The organism is Massilia sp. AB1, from assembly GCF_018119385.1.
In the GTDB taxonomy this organism is placed as follows: Bacteria; Pseudomonadota; Gammaproteobacteria; order Burkholderiales; family Burkholderiaceae_D; genus Telluria.
The window spans coordinates 51868-67709 of record NZ_JAGKSG010000028.1 but is presented as its reverse complement, the minus strand read 5'-3'; the positions used below and the strand labels follow the sequence as shown (position 1 = coordinate 67709).

20 protein-coding genes are annotated in these 15842 nt (G+C 64.5%); 13 read left to right on the top strand and 7 right to left on the bottom strand.

Going from position 1 to position 15842, the window contains the following annotated elements:
* Positions 1-65: 65 nt before the first annotated feature.
* A complete protein-coding gene (gene purB, locus J8847_RS16360; RefSeq protein ID WP_211525775.1) occupies positions 66-1445 on the bottom strand; it encodes an adenylosuccinate lyase in 1380 nt (459 codons plus the stop codon).
* A 147-nt stretch (positions 1446-1592) separates the two neighbouring features.
* On the opposite strand from purB, the gene J8847_RS16355 reads away from it, so the two are divergent.
* Complete coding sequence (locus J8847_RS16355; protein ID WP_211525774.1) at positions 1593-2207, top strand: glutathione S-transferase C-terminal domain-containing protein; 615 nt, start codon at positions 1593-1595, stop codon at positions 2205-2207.
* A complete protein-coding gene (locus tag J8847_RS16350) occupies positions 2207-3136 on the top strand; it encodes a PfkB family carbohydrate kinase (protein WP_211525773.1) in 930 nt (309 codons plus the stop codon). The genes J8847_RS16355 and J8847_RS16350 overlap by 1 nt, the downstream gene beginning before the upstream one ends.
* A 215-nt stretch (positions 3137-3351) precedes the next feature.
* Here the strand turns inward: J8847_RS16350 and bfr are convergent, their stop codons facing one another.
* Positions 3352-3825, bottom strand: coding sequence for a bacterioferritin (gene bfr, locus J8847_RS16345; RefSeq protein ID WP_211525772.1), 474 nt, complete (start codon positions 3823-3825; stop codon positions 3352-3354).
* Positions 3826-3931: 106 nt separating this feature from the next.
* Positions 3932-4141, bottom strand: a complete 210-nt coding sequence (locus J8847_RS16340) for a bacterioferritin-associated ferredoxin (RefSeq protein WP_211525771.1) — start codon at positions 4139-4141, stop codon at positions 3932-3934.
* Between the two features lie 259 nt (positions 4142-4400).
* Between J8847_RS16340 and J8847_RS16335 the strand changes: the two genes are divergently transcribed.
* From J8847_RS16335 to J8847_RS16325, 3 genes are read left to right on the top strand one after another with little or no spacing between them, the layout of a single operon-like run.
* On the top strand, positions 4401-4658 hold the full coding sequence (locus J8847_RS16335; protein WP_211525770.1) for a FeoA family protein: 258 nt from the start codon (positions 4401-4403) through the stop codon (positions 4656-4658).
* Between the two features lie 3 nt (positions 4659-4661).
* Positions 4662-6539, top strand: a complete 1878-nt coding sequence (locus tag J8847_RS16330) for a ferrous iron transporter B (protein WP_211525769.1) — start codon at positions 4662-4664, stop codon at positions 6537-6539.
* Between the two features lie 2 nt (positions 6540-6541).
* A complete protein-coding gene (locus tag J8847_RS16325; RefSeq protein WP_229512905.1) occupies positions 6542-6790 on the top strand; it encodes a DUF6587 family protein in 249 nt (82 codons plus the stop codon).
* 14 nt (positions 6791-6804) lie between these two features.
* On the opposite strand, the gene J8847_RS16320 is transcribed toward J8847_RS16325, so the two are convergent.
* On the bottom strand, positions 6805-7191 hold the full coding sequence (locus tag J8847_RS16320; protein WP_211525768.1) for a hypothetical protein: 387 nt from the start codon (positions 7189-7191) through the stop codon (positions 6805-6807).
* 74 nt (positions 7192-7265) lie between these two features.
* The gene (locus J8847_RS16315; RefSeq protein WP_211525767.1) at positions 7266-8138 is read right to left on the bottom strand and encodes a DUF72 domain-containing protein; all 873 of its coding nucleotides are present in this window, start codon (positions 8136-8138) and stop codon (positions 7266-7268) included.
* Between the two features lie 158 nt (positions 8139-8296).
* Here J8847_RS16315 and J8847_RS16310 point away from each other — a divergent pair, with 158 nt between their 5' ends.
* Genes J8847_RS16310 through J8847_RS16300 form a run of 3 tightly spaced genes read left to right on the top strand, consistent with a single transcriptional unit; the run spans position 8297 to position 10161 of the window.
* Positions 8297-8968 (top strand): glutathione S-transferase family protein, encoded by a 672-nt coding sequence (locus J8847_RS16310; RefSeq protein WP_211525766.1) that lies wholly within the window; start codon positions 8297-8299, stop codon positions 8966-8968.
* Between the two features lie 2 nt (positions 8969-8970).
* Positions 8971-9747 (top strand): 5'-3' exonuclease H3TH domain-containing protein, encoded by a 777-nt coding sequence (locus J8847_RS16305; RefSeq protein WP_211525765.1) that lies wholly within the window; start codon positions 8971-8973, stop codon positions 9745-9747.
* A 15-nt stretch (positions 9748-9762) separates the two neighbouring features.
* Positions 9763-10161: an ANTAR domain-containing response regulator gene (locus tag J8847_RS16300; protein ID WP_211525764.1), complete on the top strand. Its 399-nt coding sequence runs from the start codon at positions 9763-9765 to the stop codon at positions 10159-10161.
* Between the two features lie 156 nt (positions 10162-10317).
* Here J8847_RS16300 and mnmA read toward each other — a convergent pair whose 3' ends face one another.
* Entirely contained in the window at positions 10318-11421 is a 1104-nt protein-coding gene (gene mnmA, locus J8847_RS16295; protein ID WP_211525763.1) for a tRNA 2-thiouridine(34) synthase MnmA, read from the bottom strand.
* 15 nt (positions 11422-11436) lie between these two features.
* Complete coding sequence (locus tag J8847_RS16290) at positions 11437-11919, bottom strand: NUDIX hydrolase (protein WP_211525762.1); 483 nt, start codon at positions 11917-11919, stop codon at positions 11437-11439.
* A 293-nt stretch (positions 11920-12212) separates the two neighbouring features.
* Between J8847_RS16290 and J8847_RS16285 the strand changes: the two genes are divergently transcribed.
* The 5 genes from J8847_RS16285 to J8847_RS16265 all read left to right on the top strand — a co-directional run bounded on the left by J8847_RS16285 (position 12213) and on the right by J8847_RS16265 (position 15840).
* On the top strand, positions 12213-13325 hold the full coding sequence (locus J8847_RS16285) for a Re/Si-specific NAD(P)(+) transhydrogenase subunit alpha (protein WP_211525761.1): 1113 nt from the start codon (positions 12213-12215) through the stop codon (positions 13323-13325).
* Between the two features lie 15 nt (positions 13326-13340).
* Entirely contained in the window at positions 13341-13658 is a 318-nt protein-coding gene (locus J8847_RS16280; protein ID WP_211525760.1) for a proton-translocating transhydrogenase family protein, read from the top strand.
* The gene (locus J8847_RS16275) at positions 13655-15112 is read left to right on the top strand and encodes an NAD(P)(+) transhydrogenase (Re/Si-specific) subunit beta (protein ID WP_211525759.1); all 1458 of its coding nucleotides are present in this window, start codon (positions 13655-13657) and stop codon (positions 15110-15112) included. Before J8847_RS16280 ends, J8847_RS16275 begins: the two co-directional genes overlap by 4 nt.
* A 4-nt stretch (positions 15113-15116) precedes the next feature.
* Positions 15117-15338: a hypothetical protein gene (locus J8847_RS16270; RefSeq protein WP_211525758.1), complete on the top strand. Its 222-nt coding sequence runs from the start codon at positions 15117-15119 to the stop codon at positions 15336-15338.
* A gap of 124 nt (positions 15339-15462) precedes the next feature.
* Positions 15463-15840 (top strand): hypothetical protein, encoded by a 378-nt coding sequence (locus J8847_RS16265; protein ID WP_211525757.1) that lies wholly within the window; start codon positions 15463-15465, stop codon positions 15838-15840.
* The last annotated feature ends 2 nt before the right edge of the window (positions 15841-15842 follow it).

Below are 15842 nucleotides of genomic sequence, written 5' to 3'. Positions count from 1 at the left end.
GCCCCAACATCCCCCGGGGGGTGCTATTCATGGTGGGGCGCCCGCCCCCCCCCCCCCCCCTACGATTAGATCGCCGCAGCCAGCTGCGCAGCCAGGCCGGTGTAGTTCGCCGGCGTCATTTGCAGCAGCAGATCCTTGGCTTCCTGCGGAATCGCCAGCTTGCCGATGAACTCCTGCAGCGCTTCGCGGGTGATGCCCTTGCCGCGGGTGAGTTCCTTCAGCTGCTCGTACGGATTCTCGATGCCGTAGCGGCGCATTACGGTCTGCACCGGCTCGGCCAGTACTTCCCAGCTCGCGTCCAGGTCCTGCTCCAGGCGCGCCGCGTTCACTTCCAGCTTGTTCAGGCCGCGCAGGCAGCTGTCGTAGGCCAGCAGCGCGTAGCCGAAGCCGACGCCGATGTTGCGCAGCACGGTCGAATCGGTCAGGTCGCGCTGCATGCGCGAGACCGGCAGCTTCTCGGCCATGTGGCGCAGCACCGCGTTGGCCAGGCCCAGGTTGCCTTCCGAATTCTCGAAATCGATCGGGTTGACCTTGTGCGGCATGGTCGACGAACCGATTTCGCCGGCCTTCAGCTTCTGCTTGAAGTAGCCCAGCGAGACATAGGTCCAGATGTCGCGGTTCAGGTCCAGCAGGATGGTGTTGGTGCGCGCGATCGCGTCGAACAGCTCGGCCATGTAGTCGTGCGGTTCGATCTGGATGGTGTAGGGGTTGAAGGTGAGGCCCAGGCGCTGCTCGATCACGTCCTTCGAGAACGACTGCCAGTCGAAGCCCGGGTAGGCCGACAGGTGGGCGTTGTAGTTGCCGACCGCGCCGTTCATCTTGCCCAGGATTTCCACGTCCGCGATGCGCTTGACGGCGCGCTGCAGGCGCGCGACCACGTTGGCGAATTCCTTGCCCAAGGTGGTCGGGCTGGCGGTCTGGCCGTGGGTGCGCGACAGCATCGGCAGGTTCGCGTTGGTGTGCGCGATCTCGGTCAGCTTGGCGATGATGGTCTGCAGCGAGGGCAGCAGCACGCCGTCGCGCGCGGCCTTCAGCATCATGCCGTGCGAGGTGTTGTTGATGTCTTCCGAGGTGCAGCCGAAGTGGATGAACTCGCTGGCCGCGACCAGTTCCGGCACGTCCTTGACCTGTTCCTTCAGCCAGTACTCGACCGCCTTGACGTCGTGGTTGGTGACCGCTTCGATTTCCTTGATGCGGGCGGCATCAGCCTCGCCGAACTGCGCGGCCATCTTGTCGAGGTGAGCGTTCGCTTCCGCGGAGAACGGCTTGATCTCGGCGAAGCCGGCCTGCGACAGGGCCTGCAGCCAGGCGATCTCGACCTTCACGCGGTGGTGCATGAAGCCCGCTTCCGACAGAATCGGGCGCAGCTTGTCGGTTTTGGAAGCGTAACGCCCGTCCAGGGGGGACAAGGCCGACAGGGTAGGGGAGAGGGAGGTAGAGGTCATGGCGGCGGGGGAGTGTGCAAAAACGCGGATTTTACCACCGGCCGCCTGTCAATACCTTGTGGCGGGTGCATCTGCCATGCGGCGGGGCGCAGGGTTTTCGCCGGAGGGCGATGCTATACTGTTTCCTCTCCCATTCTCTGAGCGTGTATGAAACTCATCGGTTCTGTCACCAGCCCCTTTGTCCGCAAAGTCCGTGTCGTGATGGCGGAGAAGAAGCTCGACTTCACCTTTGTCCAGGAAAACGTCTGGGCGCCGGACACCACCATCCAGCAGACCAATCCGCTGGGCAAGGTGCCGTGCCTGGTGATGGAAGACGGCAGCACGATCTACGATTCGCGCGTGATCGCCGAATACCTGGATACGCTCACACCCGTGTGCAAGCTGCTGCCGCCGAACGGCCGCGAGCGCGCCGAGGTCAAGGTCTGGGAAGCGCTGGCCGACGGCGTGCTCGATGCCGCCGTGCTGGTGCGCCTGGAAAAGACCCTGCGTCCCGAGCAGCAGCAGAGCCAGGACTGGATCGACCGCCAGTGGGCCAAGGTGCACGCCGGCCTGCGCGCGATGTCCGAGGGCCTGGGCGAAGCGCCTTTCTGCATGGGCAACCACTACAGCCTGGCCGACGTCGCCGTCGGCTGCGCCCTGGGCTGGATCGCCTTCCGCTTCCCTGAAGTGGCGTGGCGCGGCGACTATCCGAACCTGGCGCGCCTGTTCGACAAGCTCTCCGAGCGCCCGTCCTTCAAGGACACCATTCCTTTCCTCGCATAATGGCTGCGCCGGTCACCGTCGTCTTTGGCGAGGCGCTGGTCGACGACTTCAGCACCGAGCAGGTGGTCGGCGGCGCCCCCTTCAACGTGGCGCGCCACCTGGCCGCCTTCATGGCGCCGCAGCTGATGGTCACCCGCATCGGCAACGACCGCCTGGGGCAGCTGGTGCGCGCCGAGTTCGAACGCTTCGCCATGAGCGAGGCCGGCCTGCAGGTCGATGCGATGGAAGAGACCGGCCGCGTGCTGGTCGAGCGCGGCGCACGCGGCGGCCACCGCTTCACCATCCTGCCGAACCAGGCCTACGATTTCATCGACCGCCAGCAGGCCGTGGCGGCCGTGGAAAGCGCCCAGCCCGGCATCCTATATTTCGGCACCCTGGCCCAGCGCAACGAGCACTCGCGCGCGACGCTCACGGCGGTGCTGGAAGCCAGCCCGGCGCTGCGCTTCCTCGACCTCAACCTGCGCGACGGCCAGGTGGAAGAGCGCTGCGTGACGCGCTCGCTGCAGGCGGCGCATGTCGCCAAGGTCAACGAAGAGGAACTGCAGGCGCTGTTCCAGTGGTATTTCCAGATTCGTCCGGAAGATCCGCCGCTGTCGGCCGAAGAGGTGCATGCCTCCTGCCAGGCGCTGCTGCAGATGTTCTCGCTGGACGCGCTGATCGTCACCCTGGGACACCGCGGGTCGGTGTACTTCGGGTCGGATGGGCAGGTGATCAACCACCGCGACAATCCGGCGCCGCCTTTCGTCATCGATACGGTGGGGGCGGGGGATGCGTTTTCGGCGATTTTCCTCCTGGGGAAGATGCGGGGATGGGAGCTGGAACAGACCCTGGCGCGGGCGAACGAGTTTGCCGGGGCGATCTGCGCGGTGCCGGGGGCGGTGCCGAGGGATTTGGGGTTTTACGATAAGTGGATGACGCGCTGGAGGTAGCGGTCATTCATGCAAACTTGGGTTCCGGCCGAGGGGGACGCCGAGTCCCGGAACGACGTGCTTAGGCAGGCTGAGTACGAGACACGCTAACACTGTTCTCAGTGTTAGCCTAAAAACCGTCATACGCGCCACTGGCGCCTATGACTCCCGGCGAAGGCCGGGATCCAAGTCCGTCGCGCCGCCACGGGCATCAGCCGTAGCGGCAATCAGAACACTTACTCCGCGTTCATCTGGCTCTGCAGATAATTCTGAATCCCGATCTTCACGATCAGATCCAGCTGCGTCTCCAGCCACTCGATATGCTCCTCGGTATCCTCCAGGATCTCCAGCAGCAGATCACGCGACACGTAATCCTGCGCTGCCTCGGCCGCGGCGATGCCTTCCTTGACCGTGACTTGCGCGCCACGCTCCAGCTTGAGGTCGCACTCGAGCATTTCCTGGGTCGACTCGCCGATCAGGAGCTTGTGCAGCGCCTGCAGGTTGGGCAGGCCGTCGAGCATCAGGATGCGGTCGATCAGCTTGTCCGCATGCTTCATCTCGCCGATCGACTCGTCGTATTCCTTCTTCGCCAGGCGCTCGAAGCCCCAGTGGCGGTACATGCGCGCATGCAGGAAATACTGGTTGATCGCGGTCAGTTCGTTGGTCAGCTGTGCGTTCAGCAGACGGATGATGTTGGGATCGCCCTTCATGGAATGCCTTTGTTGATGTGATGTTCACATCATAGCAAACCGTCAGGGCAGGGCGGCGAAAAAAAGCCCCGTGGGGAACGGGGCGAGGAGAGAGATCAGTTCAGTTTCAGGCGGCTTGCGCCACGCGGCGCAGCTCGGTCACAACCGTCTTGCTTTCCAGATGTTCGTTCAGCACTTCGCGCGCATAGCTCACGCACTTGCCGCACATGGTGCCCACACCCAGTTCGCGGTGCAGTTCGGCAACCGACGAGATGCCCAGGTCCACAGCCTGGCGGATTTCACGGTCGGAGATGTTGTTGCAGACACAGACGATCATGGCGGTTCGGTTCCTGGCGGTGTGGGTGAAAATGCTTCTTGAAAATTCGTCTACAAAATACGAATCATTCTCATTTGCGTTGCCATTCTCCGTAAACTCGACCGCCAACGCAAGCAAAATCTGCAGGGTGTGGCTGTTGTGTTGCTGCCTTTCTTTTACGCAATATCAGTCTGCAAATAGAAATAATTCGCATTTAGGTTTATGATGCTAGTATCTGTCTCATCAGCGCTACGTATATATACCCGCACCGGACGCGACCATGACCCTTGTTCCCACCCTCACCACGCTCGACTCGCTGAAAGCCGGCCAGAGCGCCACCGTGATCCACCTGGCTCCGCATGCGCAGCAGGGCGGGGTCGACGTCCAGCGCCGCCTGATGGAACTCGGCTTCGTGCCGGGCGAGCGCATCCGCGTGCTCAAGCGCGTGCTGGGCGGTCCGCTGGCCGTCAAGGTCGGCCAGTCCACCTTCGCGCTGCGCCGCTTCGAAGCGGCCCTGGTGTCGATCCAGCCGGAATAAACGATGGGTGTCATGGAACAACAGGTGGCGTCGCGCACGCCCCTGATCGCATTGCTCGGCAATCCCAACTGCGGCAAGACCGCCCTGTTCAACCGCCTCACCGGCTCGCGCCAGAAGGTCGCCAACTACGCGGGCGTGACCATCGAACGCAAGGAAGGCAGCTTCACTTCGCCCCAGGGCCGGCCTTTTCGTGTGCTCGACCTGCCGGGCGCCTACAGCCTGAACGCCCAGACCCCTGACGAAGTCATCACCCGCGACGTGGTGGGCGGCCTGCGCGCCGGCGAACAGACTCCCGACGCCATCCTGTGCGTCGTCAACGCGACAAATTTGCGCCTGAACCTGCGCCTGGTGCTGGAACTGCGCCGCCTCGGCCTGCCGATGGTGCTGGCGCTGAACATGGTGGACGTCGCCAAGAAGCGCGGCATCGCCATCGACACCGCCAGGCTCTCGCAGGAACTGGGCATGCCCGTGGTCGAGACCGTGGCCGTGCAGGCCGGCGGCGAGCAGAACCTGCTGGCAGCGCTCGACAAGATGCCATTCGACACCGCGGTCACGCCCAATCCGCTGTCCGCCATCGACGAAGTGCCGGTCGAGCAGACCCAGCGCGAAGTGCGCCGCATCCTCGACCTGACGGTCTCGGAAGCCCACGACAAGGGCAACTTCACCGAACAGATCGACCACGTGGTGCTGCACCCGGTCGCCGGCCCGGCGATCCTGGCCCTCTTGATGTTCCTGGTGTTCCAGGCCGTGTTCACCTGGGCCGCCGCGCCGATGGACATGATCGACGCCGGCGTCGCCTCGCTCGGCCAGACGGTGGGCGGCTGGATGAGCGAAGGCCCGCTGCGCAGCCTGCTGGTGGACGGCGTCATCGCCGGCGCCGGCAGCGTGCTGGTGTTCCTGCCGCAGATCCTGATCCTGTTCTTCTTCATCCTGATCCTGGAAGACTGCGGCTACCTGCCGCGCGCGGCCTTCCTGCTCGACCGCCTGATGGGCAGCGTCGGCCTGTCGGGACGCGCCTTCATTCCGCTGCTGTCGTCCTTCGCCTGCGCGATTCCGGGCGTGATGGCGGCGCGCACCATCCAGAACCCGCGCGACCGCCTGACCACGATCATGATCGCGCCGCTGATGACCTGCTCGGCGCGCCTGCCGGTGTATGCCCTCCTGATCGCGGCCTTCATTCCGGACCGCGAAGTGGCCGGTTTCCTGAACCTGCAGGGCCTGGTGCTGTTCGTGCTGTACTTCGCCGGCATCGTGAGCGCGATGGCGGTGGCCTGGTTCCTCAAGCGCCGCAGCAGCTATACCCAGCAGCCGCTGATGATGGAATTGCCGTCCTACCACTGGCCGCACCTGGGCACCCTGGCGATCGGCCTGTGGGAACGCGCCAAGATCTTCCTGATGCGCGTTGGCACCGTGATCCTGACCATGATGGTCCTGCTCTGGTTCCTGTCGAGCTTCCCGGGCGCGCCGGACAACGCCACCCATCCGCCGATCTACTACAGCGTGGCCGGCATGCTGGGCCGTGCGCTGTCGGTGATCCTGGAGCCGATCGGCTTCGGCTGGGAAATCGCGATCGCCCTGATCCCGGGCATGGCCGCGCGCGAAGTCGCGGTGGCCGCGCTGGGCACCGTGTACGCCCTGTCGGGCGGCGACGAAGTGGGCGACACCCTGGCGCCGATGATCAAGCAGGCCTGGTCGCTGGCCACCGGCCTGTCGCTGCTGGCCTGGTACGTGTATGCGCCGCAGTGCATCGCCACCCTGGCCACGGTGCGCCGCGAAACCGGCAGCCGCCGCTACGCCTTCATCATGGCGGGCTACATGTTCGCGCTGGCCTACGCGGCCTCCTTCATCACCTACCGCGTGGCCCTGGCCCTGGGAGGCTGAGCATGCAGGAACTCCTTGTGGGGATCATCGTTCTGCTGGCCGCGCTCTACCTGGGCGCGCGCTACCTGCCGGCGGCCTGGCGCCGCTGGCTGGTGCAGCGCCTGACGCGCGGCGGCATGAAGCGCTCCAGGCTGGCGGGCTGGCTCGACACCTCGGGCAGCTGTGGCGGCTGCAACACCTGCGAGACTTCCGCTCCCCAGCCGCCGGCCGGCAACAAGCACCGCGTCATCAAGCTGCACGAGCGCCGCTGAACGGCGCCTTCTCCTTATTTCGTCTTGGCATCGGTAACGACGTGCCAGACGCCGCCGACACCGTCTCCGGTACGGTCACCTTCCTTCTTGTCCTTGATAAAGGTGTATAGCGGTTTGCCGTCGTGTGCGAGCTGTTTGCTGCCGTCATCGCGCGTGATTGCGGAATAGGGCGGATCCAGGCGCATGTCGCCGGCCACGACCGGCGGCCAGTTCCTGGCGCACATCTCGACGCAGGCGCTCTTGCCGCTGGCGGCAGTGTCCTTGTCGTAGGTGTAGACGGTCATTCCCTTGGCGTCGACCAGCACGCCGTTTGCCTTGCGCAGGGGCGTTCCATCTTCCGCCAGCACGGGGCCGGCCAACAGCAGGGAAAGCAGGGCAGTACCAATTTGCACGGTCTTCATCGCAAGCTCCTAGAGTTGGAAAGGACAGCCGATCCATTCTAGCGCGCTGCGCGCCGATTGGATGCCCCGCTTGACTATTCTGCAACAGCCTCGATCAGGCGCCGTGCGTCGTAGGGGGCGTGGACCTTGATGTCGTTGTCGAAGTAGCAGTAGACGTCGCGCGCGGCCAGCTTCGGCGGCGCTTCGCCCGAGATCAGCCGCGCCTGTGCCGGCTGGCCGCCATCGCGCCAGGCGCGGATGCGCGCGGCCCAGCGCTCCGTCGCCTCGTCGTCGTAGCCGCTGGCGTAGAGCTCCTTGTCGCCGTGCAGGCGCACGTAGACGAAATCGGCGGTGACGTCCTCGTACTGCGGCCAGCGGCCGGCGGTGTCGGCCACCACCAGGGCCACGTTATGCCGGCGCAGCATGGCGATGAAGGCGGGATCGATGAAGCTTTCGTGGCGGATCTCGACCGCGTGGCGCATCGGGCGTTTGGGCCCGGCCTCGAGCGAGACCCGGCCTTCCATGCGCGGCTCGTAGCGCCGCGCCAGGGCCAGGGCGGCGTCGGTGTCGTGCGGCAGCAGCGAGAGGAAGCGCTCGAAGCGTTCCGGCTCGAAGGGAAAGTTGGGCGGGAACTGCCACAGGAAGGGGCCGAGCTTTTCGCGCAGCTCGAACACGCCGGAGGCCAGCACGTTGGCCATCGGTCCCTCGACGTCGCGCAGGCGCAGCATATGGGTCAGGAAGCGGTTGCCCTTGACCGCGAACACGAAGCCGGGCGGCGTGGCGGCGTACCAGGCGGCGTAGCTTTCGGGGCGCTGCAGCGAATAGAAGGAGCCGTTGATCTCGATGGTGGGCAGCTGGCGCGAGGCGTATTCCAGCTCGCGGTGCTGGGCCAGGCCGGGAGGATAGAACTTGCCGCGCCAGGGCACGTAGCGCCAGCCGGAGATGCCGATGTAGGTTGCGCCGCTCATTCGTGCACCATACACCCGGGCGGGCGCGGGCGTCGTGCGGTGGCGCACTGAGGATCGCGGACGTTACGGGCTTCCGGTTGGCTGTAGAAGCATCTCTCGCTTTTTACAAGCACACAACAATGTTAAGCTGTCGCCCGTTCCCACCCACGCCCATCGCCATGATCCTCGTCCACCACCTGAACAATTCGCGCTCGCAGCGCATCCTGTGGCTGCTCGAGGAACTCGGCCTGGACTACGAGATCAAGAAATACCAGCGCGATCCCAAGACCATGCTGGCCCCGCCGGAGCTGAAAGCCGTGCACCCGCTCGGCAAGTCGCCGGTGATCAGCGACGGCGACACCGTGGTGGCCGAATCCGGCGCCATCGTCGAGTACCTGGTCCAGCGCTACGGCAACGGGCGCCTGATCCCGCCGGCGGACACGCCCGAGCGCCTGCGCTGGACCTACTTCCTGCATTTCGCCGAAGGCTCGGCCATGCCGCCGCTGCTGCTCAAGTTGATCTTCGACCGCATCGAGCACGGCCCCATGCCTTTCTTCGTGCGCCCGATCGCGCGCGCCATCGCGCGCAAGGTCAAGAACGACTTCGTCCTGCCCAATATCCGCAGCCAGCTCGACTACCTCGAAGCCGAGTTGAACAAGTCCACCTGGTTCGCCGGCGAGGAATTCAGCGCCGCCGATATCCAGATGAGTTTTGCGCTGGAAGCATCGAGCTCGCGCGGAGGGCTGGACGGCAAGTACCCGAAGCTGTCCGCCTTCCTCGAGCGCATCCACGCCCGTCCCGCCTACCAGCGCGCGCTCGAACGCGGCGGGAAGTACGAACTCGTGAAGTAAGCATGGCAAAGCTGCTCGCCATCGACGGCCTGAACATCGTCCGCCGCGTCTACGAAGCCAGTCCCGAACCGGATTCGGACCTGAAGGCCAGCATCGCGCTGCGCCACGCCTTCTCGTCCTTCCGCAACCTGCTGGAGGCGCACGCGCCCACCCACGTGCTGGCCGCCTTCGACTACGGCGGGCCAACCTGGCGCCACGCGCTCTACCCGCGCTACCGCGAGGGCCGCGCCTCCATGCCCACCGAACTGCGCGAGGCCCTGCCCGAATTCCACGACCGCCTGCGCGCCGCCGGCCTGCACGTGCTCATGATTCCAGAGGTCGAGGCCGACGACGTGATCGCCACCGGCGTGATGCGCTGGCTGTCGGAAGGGCGGGGCGAAGCCATCGTCGCCACCACCGACAAGGACCTGCACGAGCTGATCGCGCACGGCGCACTGGTATGGGACCACTTCAAGGGCGAGTGGCACGACGACGCCTGGGTTCGCAATCGCTTCGGCGTCGCGCCCGAGCTGCTGCACGACCTGCTGGCGCTGATGGGCGACCCGACCGACGGCGTGCCGGGCGTGTCGAAGATCGGCATGAAGACCGCCGCGCGCCTGCTCAACGCCTACGGCAGCCTGGACGCGGTGGTGGCCGGCGCCGGCATCCTCAAGACCCCGCTGGGCGAGAGGCTGCGCGCCGAGCGTGAGATACTCCAGGTCTCGCGCCAGCTGGTGGAGCTCAAGCGCGACGTGCGCCTGGGCGTGACCTGGAACATGCTGGCTTACGAATCGTTTTAAAGGGGACTGGACGCGATGCTCAAGGCATTGATCGTGGATTCGAGCGCGGTGTCGCGCGGACTGCTGAACACCGTGCTGACCGACGGCGGCTACAACGTGGTTGGCCAGACCCATACCAGCACCCTGGCCTATGGGCTGGCGCTCAAGCACCATCCCCATTTCATCTGCATCGCGCGCGAGCAGGTCGAGGACGGCAACAACGTGGTCGAGCAGCTGCGGGCGGAATTGCCCAAGACCCTGATCTTCATCGTGTCGGGGACGCTCGATGCGCAGGCGGTGCAGGAAGCGGTGGCCCGTGGGGTGCACGGGTTTATCGTCAAGCCGTTCAAGGCGGACACGGTGCTCAAGACGATTCGCAATACAGTGATTGCGTGGGTGAAGAAGCAGCAGGCGGCGCCGGGTGATGCCGGTTGAAATCCGGCCGCGGCGCTGACGATATTTATTCAGTTTAGTCAGCCCCAAAACGTCTTCCCCGCGAAGGCGGGGACCCAAGTTCTGCGTAAGCTATCGAAACGCTAAACTTGGATCCCCGCCTTCGCGGGGACGACGTTCATGCGCAAACTAAAAGGGTTAGATACCCGACTTGCTGTCGATGATCCCGCCACCCAGGCAAACATCGCCGTCATACAGCACAGCCGACTGCCCCGGTGTCACCGCCCATTGCGGCTCCACGAAATCGAGCGAAAAGCGCTCCAGGCCTTGCGCCTGCACGGTGCACGCCACATCGGCCTGGCGATAGCGCGTCTTGGCCGACAATGCGCGGGTCTCCGGCGCCTCGCCCGCGATCCAGCTGGCCTGGCCCGCCTCCAGGCGGCTCGAGAGCAGCCACGGATGATCATGCCCCTGCACGATGTACAGGGTGTTCTGCTCGATGTCCTTGCGCGCCACGAACCACGGCTCGCTGGTGCCGTCCGCGTTCTTGCGCGACTTCAGCCCGCCGATGCCGATGCCCTTGCGCTGGCCCAGCGTGTAGAAGGACAGGCCCACGTGCTCGCCGACCACGGTGCCGTCGTCCAGCTTCATGGGGCCCGGCTTGTACGACAGGTAGCGGTTCAGGAAGTCGCGGAAAGGGCGCTCGCCGATGAAGCAGATGCCGGTCGAATCCTTCTTGGCGGCGTTCGGCAGCTTGAGCTTTTCGGCGATCTTGCGCACTTCGGTCTTAGGCGTTTCGCCCAGCGGGAACAGCGACTTCGAGAGCTGCGCCTGGTTCAGGCGGTGCAGGAAGTAGCTCTGGTCCTTGGTGCTGTCGAGGGCCTTGAGCAGCTCGAACTTGTCGCCGTTCTGGCGCACGCGCGCATAGTGGCCGGTCGCGATCAGGTCGGCGCCCAGCTTCATCGCGTGGTCGAGGAAGGCCTTGAACTTGATTTCGGCGTTGCACAGCACGTCCGGGTTCGGCGTGCGGCCGGCCTGGTACTCGCGCAGGAATTCCGCGAACACGCGGTCCTTGTACTCGGCGGCGAAGTTGACGGCCTCGATGTCCACGCCGACCACGTCGGCCACGCTGGCCGCGTCGATCCAGTCCTGGCGCGTGGAGCAGTACTCGGAATCGTCGTCGTCTTCCCAGTTCTTCATGAACAGGCCGATCACTTCATAGCCTTGTTCTTTCAGCATCCACGCCGCGACCGAGGAATCGACGCCGCCCGACATCCCGATCACGACTTTTTTCTTGCTCATGTTGCTTCCGTATTCTTAAATGCCGCCCTCGAACACCGACGGATGGGTGTACAGCAGGTGCAGGGGCGTGCGGTGGCCGGCCAGGTAGTCATCGACGCATTGCAGCACGATCGGGCTGCGGTGGCGCTCGGCGGTGGCGGCGATTTCGTCGCGGGTCATCCAGATGGTGCGCAGGATGCCCTCGTCCAGCGGCTGGTCGAGCTCGCGCCCGGCCTCTCCGCAGAAGGTGAAGCGCAAGTAGGTCACATCGGTCCCGCGCGACTTCGAGTGATAGCGCGACATGTACATGCCCACCAGCGCACGCGGAATGAACTCGTGCGCGGTTTCCTCCAGCGCCTCGCGCACCACCGCCTGCTCGAGCGACTCGTGCGGGTCGAGGTGGCCGGCCGGCTGGTTCAGCTTGATGCCTTCGCTGGTCTCTTCCTCGATCAGCAGGAAACGGCCATCGCGCTCGATGATCGCGGCCACGGTAACCGATGGTTTGAAGATATCGCTCATGCCTGTCCTTGAAAATGAGCCGACATTCTACCTTGACCAATGCCCGGTCTGCTCAGCCATGCCCACTCCAGTGCGCTTGCTTGTCGTTAATTTGGGTTGATTTACCACAAACTCTACGGCAATTTGTCTGAATCCCGAACAACATCCTGCGAGAATCGGTTGTTGATCAAAGAATATTTATTCTGGAGCAAGTCACGTCATTACGTGATAGATTGTCAGTTCAGAAACCTCGGAGATGTGTCTCAGCAGGTGTCCGAGGTTTCCTTCGGTTTATTCAAAGCTTGGAGGGATTCATGAGGATAGGCATACCGGCCGAGACACGGCCGGGCGAGACCCGCGTTGCAGCAACTCCCGAAACCGTCAAGAAGCTGGCCGCCAAGCACCAGGTGCTGGTACAGAGCGGGGCCGGCGTGCACGCTTCCGTGCCCGACGCGGCCTACGAGGCGGCCGGCGCCGGCATCGTCGATGCGGCCACGGTCTTCGGCGCCGACATGGTGCTCAAGGTACGCAGCCCCAGCACGGACGAGCGGGCGCTGATGAAACAGGGCGCAGTCCTGGTCGGCATGCTCAACCCCTTCGACGCCGACAACCTGGGCCTGCTCGCCGCCAGCGGCCTGACCGCCTTCGCCCTGGAAGCGGCGCCGCGCATCACGCGGGCGCAGTCGATGGACGTGCTGTCGTCCCAGGCCAACATCGCCGGTTACAAGGCCGTGATGCTGGCCGCGAACACCTACCAGCGCTTCATGCCCATGCTGATGACCGCCGCCGGCACCGTCAAGGCCGCGCGCGTTCTGATCATGGGCGTGGGCGTGGCCGGCCTGCAGGCCATCGCCACCGCCAAGCGCCTGGGGGCCGTGATCGAGGCGTCCGACGTGCGCCCGCCGGTCAAGGAACAGGTGGAGTCGCTGGGCGCCAAGTTCATCGACGTGCCGTATGTGACCGACGAGGAGCGCGAAATCGCCAAGGGCGAAGGCGGCTATGCCCGTCCGATGCCGGCCGACTGGATGCGGCGCCAGGCCGAGCTGGTGCACGAGCGCGCCAAGCTGGCCGACATCATCATCACCACGGCGTTGATCCCGGGCCGCAAGGCGCCGGTCCTGATTTCCGAAGACACCGTCAAGGCCATGAAGCCGGGCTCGGTGATCGTCGACATGGCGGTCGAGCAGGGCGGCAACTGCCCGCTCACGGAGCTGGGCAAGACCGTGATCAAGCACGGCGTGCACATCATCGGCGAGCCGAACCTGGCGGCTATGGTGGCGGCCGACGCCTCGGCCCTGTACGCCCGCAACGTGCTGGATTTCCTTAAGCTCGTGATCGACAAGGAAGACAAGTTCTTCATCGACCGCGAAGACGAGATCGTGCGCGCCACCTTGATGTGCGCGGACGGCGAAGTGCTGCGCAAATAACGACAAGAGGGAAGCATGGACATCAGCCATACCATCATCAACCTGATCATCTTCGTGCTGGCGATCTACGTCGGCTACCACGTGGTCTGGACCGTCACCCCGGCGCTGCACACGCCGCTGATGGCGGTCACCAACGCCATCTCGGCCATCATCATCGTCGGCGCCATGCTGGCGGCCGGGCTCACCGAGGGCATCACCGGCCAGGTCGCGGGCACGGTCGCCGTGGCGCTGGCCGCGGTCAACGTGTTCGGCGGCTTCATGGTCACCCAGCGCATGCTCGAGATGTTCAAGAAGAAGGACAAGGGCGCAGTCAAGAAGGAGGGCGAGCAATGAACTTCATCAGCATGAATGTCGTCACCCTGCTCTACCTGGTCGCCTCGGTCTGCTTCATCCAGGCGCTCAAGGGCCTGTCCTCCCCTAGCAGTGCGCGCATGGGCAATACCTTCGGCATCGTCGGCATGGCGATCGCCGTGGTCACCACGGTGGCCCTGATCTTCAAGCTGCAGGCCGAGCTGGAAGGCAGCCAGGGCATGGGCCTGCCGCTGGTGCTGCTGGGCGTGGTGGTCGGCGGCGCGATCGGCGCGATCGCCGCCAAGCGGGTCGAGATGACCAAGATGCCGGAACTGGTCGCGGCCATGCACTCGCTGATCGGCCTGGCCGCCGTGTGCATCGCGGTGGCCGCCGTGTCCGAGCCCTGGGCCTTCAACATCGCCACCCGCACCACGCCGCTGCCGTTCGGGAACCGGCTGGAGCTGTTCATCGGTACCTTCGTGGGCGCGGTGACCTTCTCGGGTTCGGTGATCGCCTTCGGCAAGCTGTCGGGCAAATACAAGTTCCGCCTGTTCCAGGGCGCGCCGGTGCGCTTCGCCGGGCAGCACATCCTGAACCTGGTGCTGGCCATCGCCATTATCGGGCTCGGGCTGGTGTTCTGCTTCGCGGAAGGCGTGGAGCCGGCGTGGGAGCCTTTCATCCTCATGGCCGCGCTGTCCTTCATCCTGGGAGTGCTGATCATCATCCCGATCGGCGGCGCCGACATGCCGGTGGTGGTGTCGATGCTGAACTCCTACTCGGGCTGGGCGGCGGCGGGTATCGGCTTCTCGCTGAATAACTCGATGCTGATCATCGCCGGCTCGCTGGTGGGCTCGAGCGGCGCCATCCTCTCGTACATCATGTGCAAGGCGATGAACCGTTCTTTCTTCAACGTGATCCTGGGCGGCTTCGGCGGCGAAGCCTCCGTTGAAGCGGGCGGCGCCAAGGAGCAGCGCCCGGTCAAGTCGGGATCGGCGGAGGACGCGGCCTTCATCATGCAGAACGCGGAAAGCGTGATCATCGTTCCCGGCTACGGCCTGGCGGTGGCGCGCGCCCAGCACTCGGTGAAGGAGCTGGTCGACAAGTTGACCGAGCATGGCGTCTCGGTGCGCTATGCGATTCACCCGGTGGCGGGACGCATGCCGGGCCACATGAACGTGCTGCTGGCCGAGGCCGAGGTGCCGTACGACCAGGTGGCCGAAATGGAAGACATCAACGGTGAGTTCGGCCAGACCGACGTGGTGCTGGTGCTGGGCGCGAACGACGTGGTGAACCCGGCGGCCAAGGATCCTAAATCCCCGATTGCCGGCATGCCGATCCTGGAGGCGTACAAGGCCAAGAGCATCATCGTCAACAAGCGCTCGATGGCATCGGGCTATGCGGGCCTGGACAACGACTTGTTCTACCAGCCGAACACGATGATGGTGTTCGGCGACGCCAAGAAGGTGATCGAGTCGATGGTCAAGGCGGTGGAGTAAGCGGATGGAGTTCCGCTTCAATGTGTTCGGCACGCTGGTGGCGGTGAGCGGGGAGGAAGGGAAGTGGCAGGCGTTCTATCTCGGCGCGGAAGGCAAGCGCCGGCCTGCCGATTTCGTCGTCCCTGCGGACATCGCTGGAACGGAGCTGCGGGAGTATCTTGCGGATTTGTTTCATGAAGATGCGACGCCGAAGCACAGCACTGTAGAAGAAGTCTTGCGGCGCTAGCCAGCAGTTTTCTTAGCGAAATTTTTTTTGCATGTCATGTGACATGCATACTTTTGCTGTTGACTTCAGGTTACCCTGTCCCATTGTCGAGTTACCTCAACCTTAACCTCACATGGGCAGGTGAATGATGCGCAACGCATGGCGTGGATCGGGAATTCGCAGCAAAACGATGGCAGTCGGCCTGGGCGGACTGTTCAGCCTCATCGCCAGCATGCTGTCAGCGCATGCCGCAACCACCTACAGCGAGCAGGAAAAGCTGATCCGCGCCCCGCGGGCTTTCGCCAGACTTGGTACAGACCTGTTCGGCGACAAGGTCAATCTCTACACCGGCAACCTGGAATTTATACAGACCGACGTGGTCATCCCCGGCAATAGTCCCTTGCGCGTCGGCGTCGGCCGGTGCCTGGAAGCCGGCAGGGATGCGGTGACTGGCGGCTTGTTCGGCCAATGGGATCTCGACATACCGCACCTGCATGGCGTGTATTCGCAGCTGCGCGAATGAGT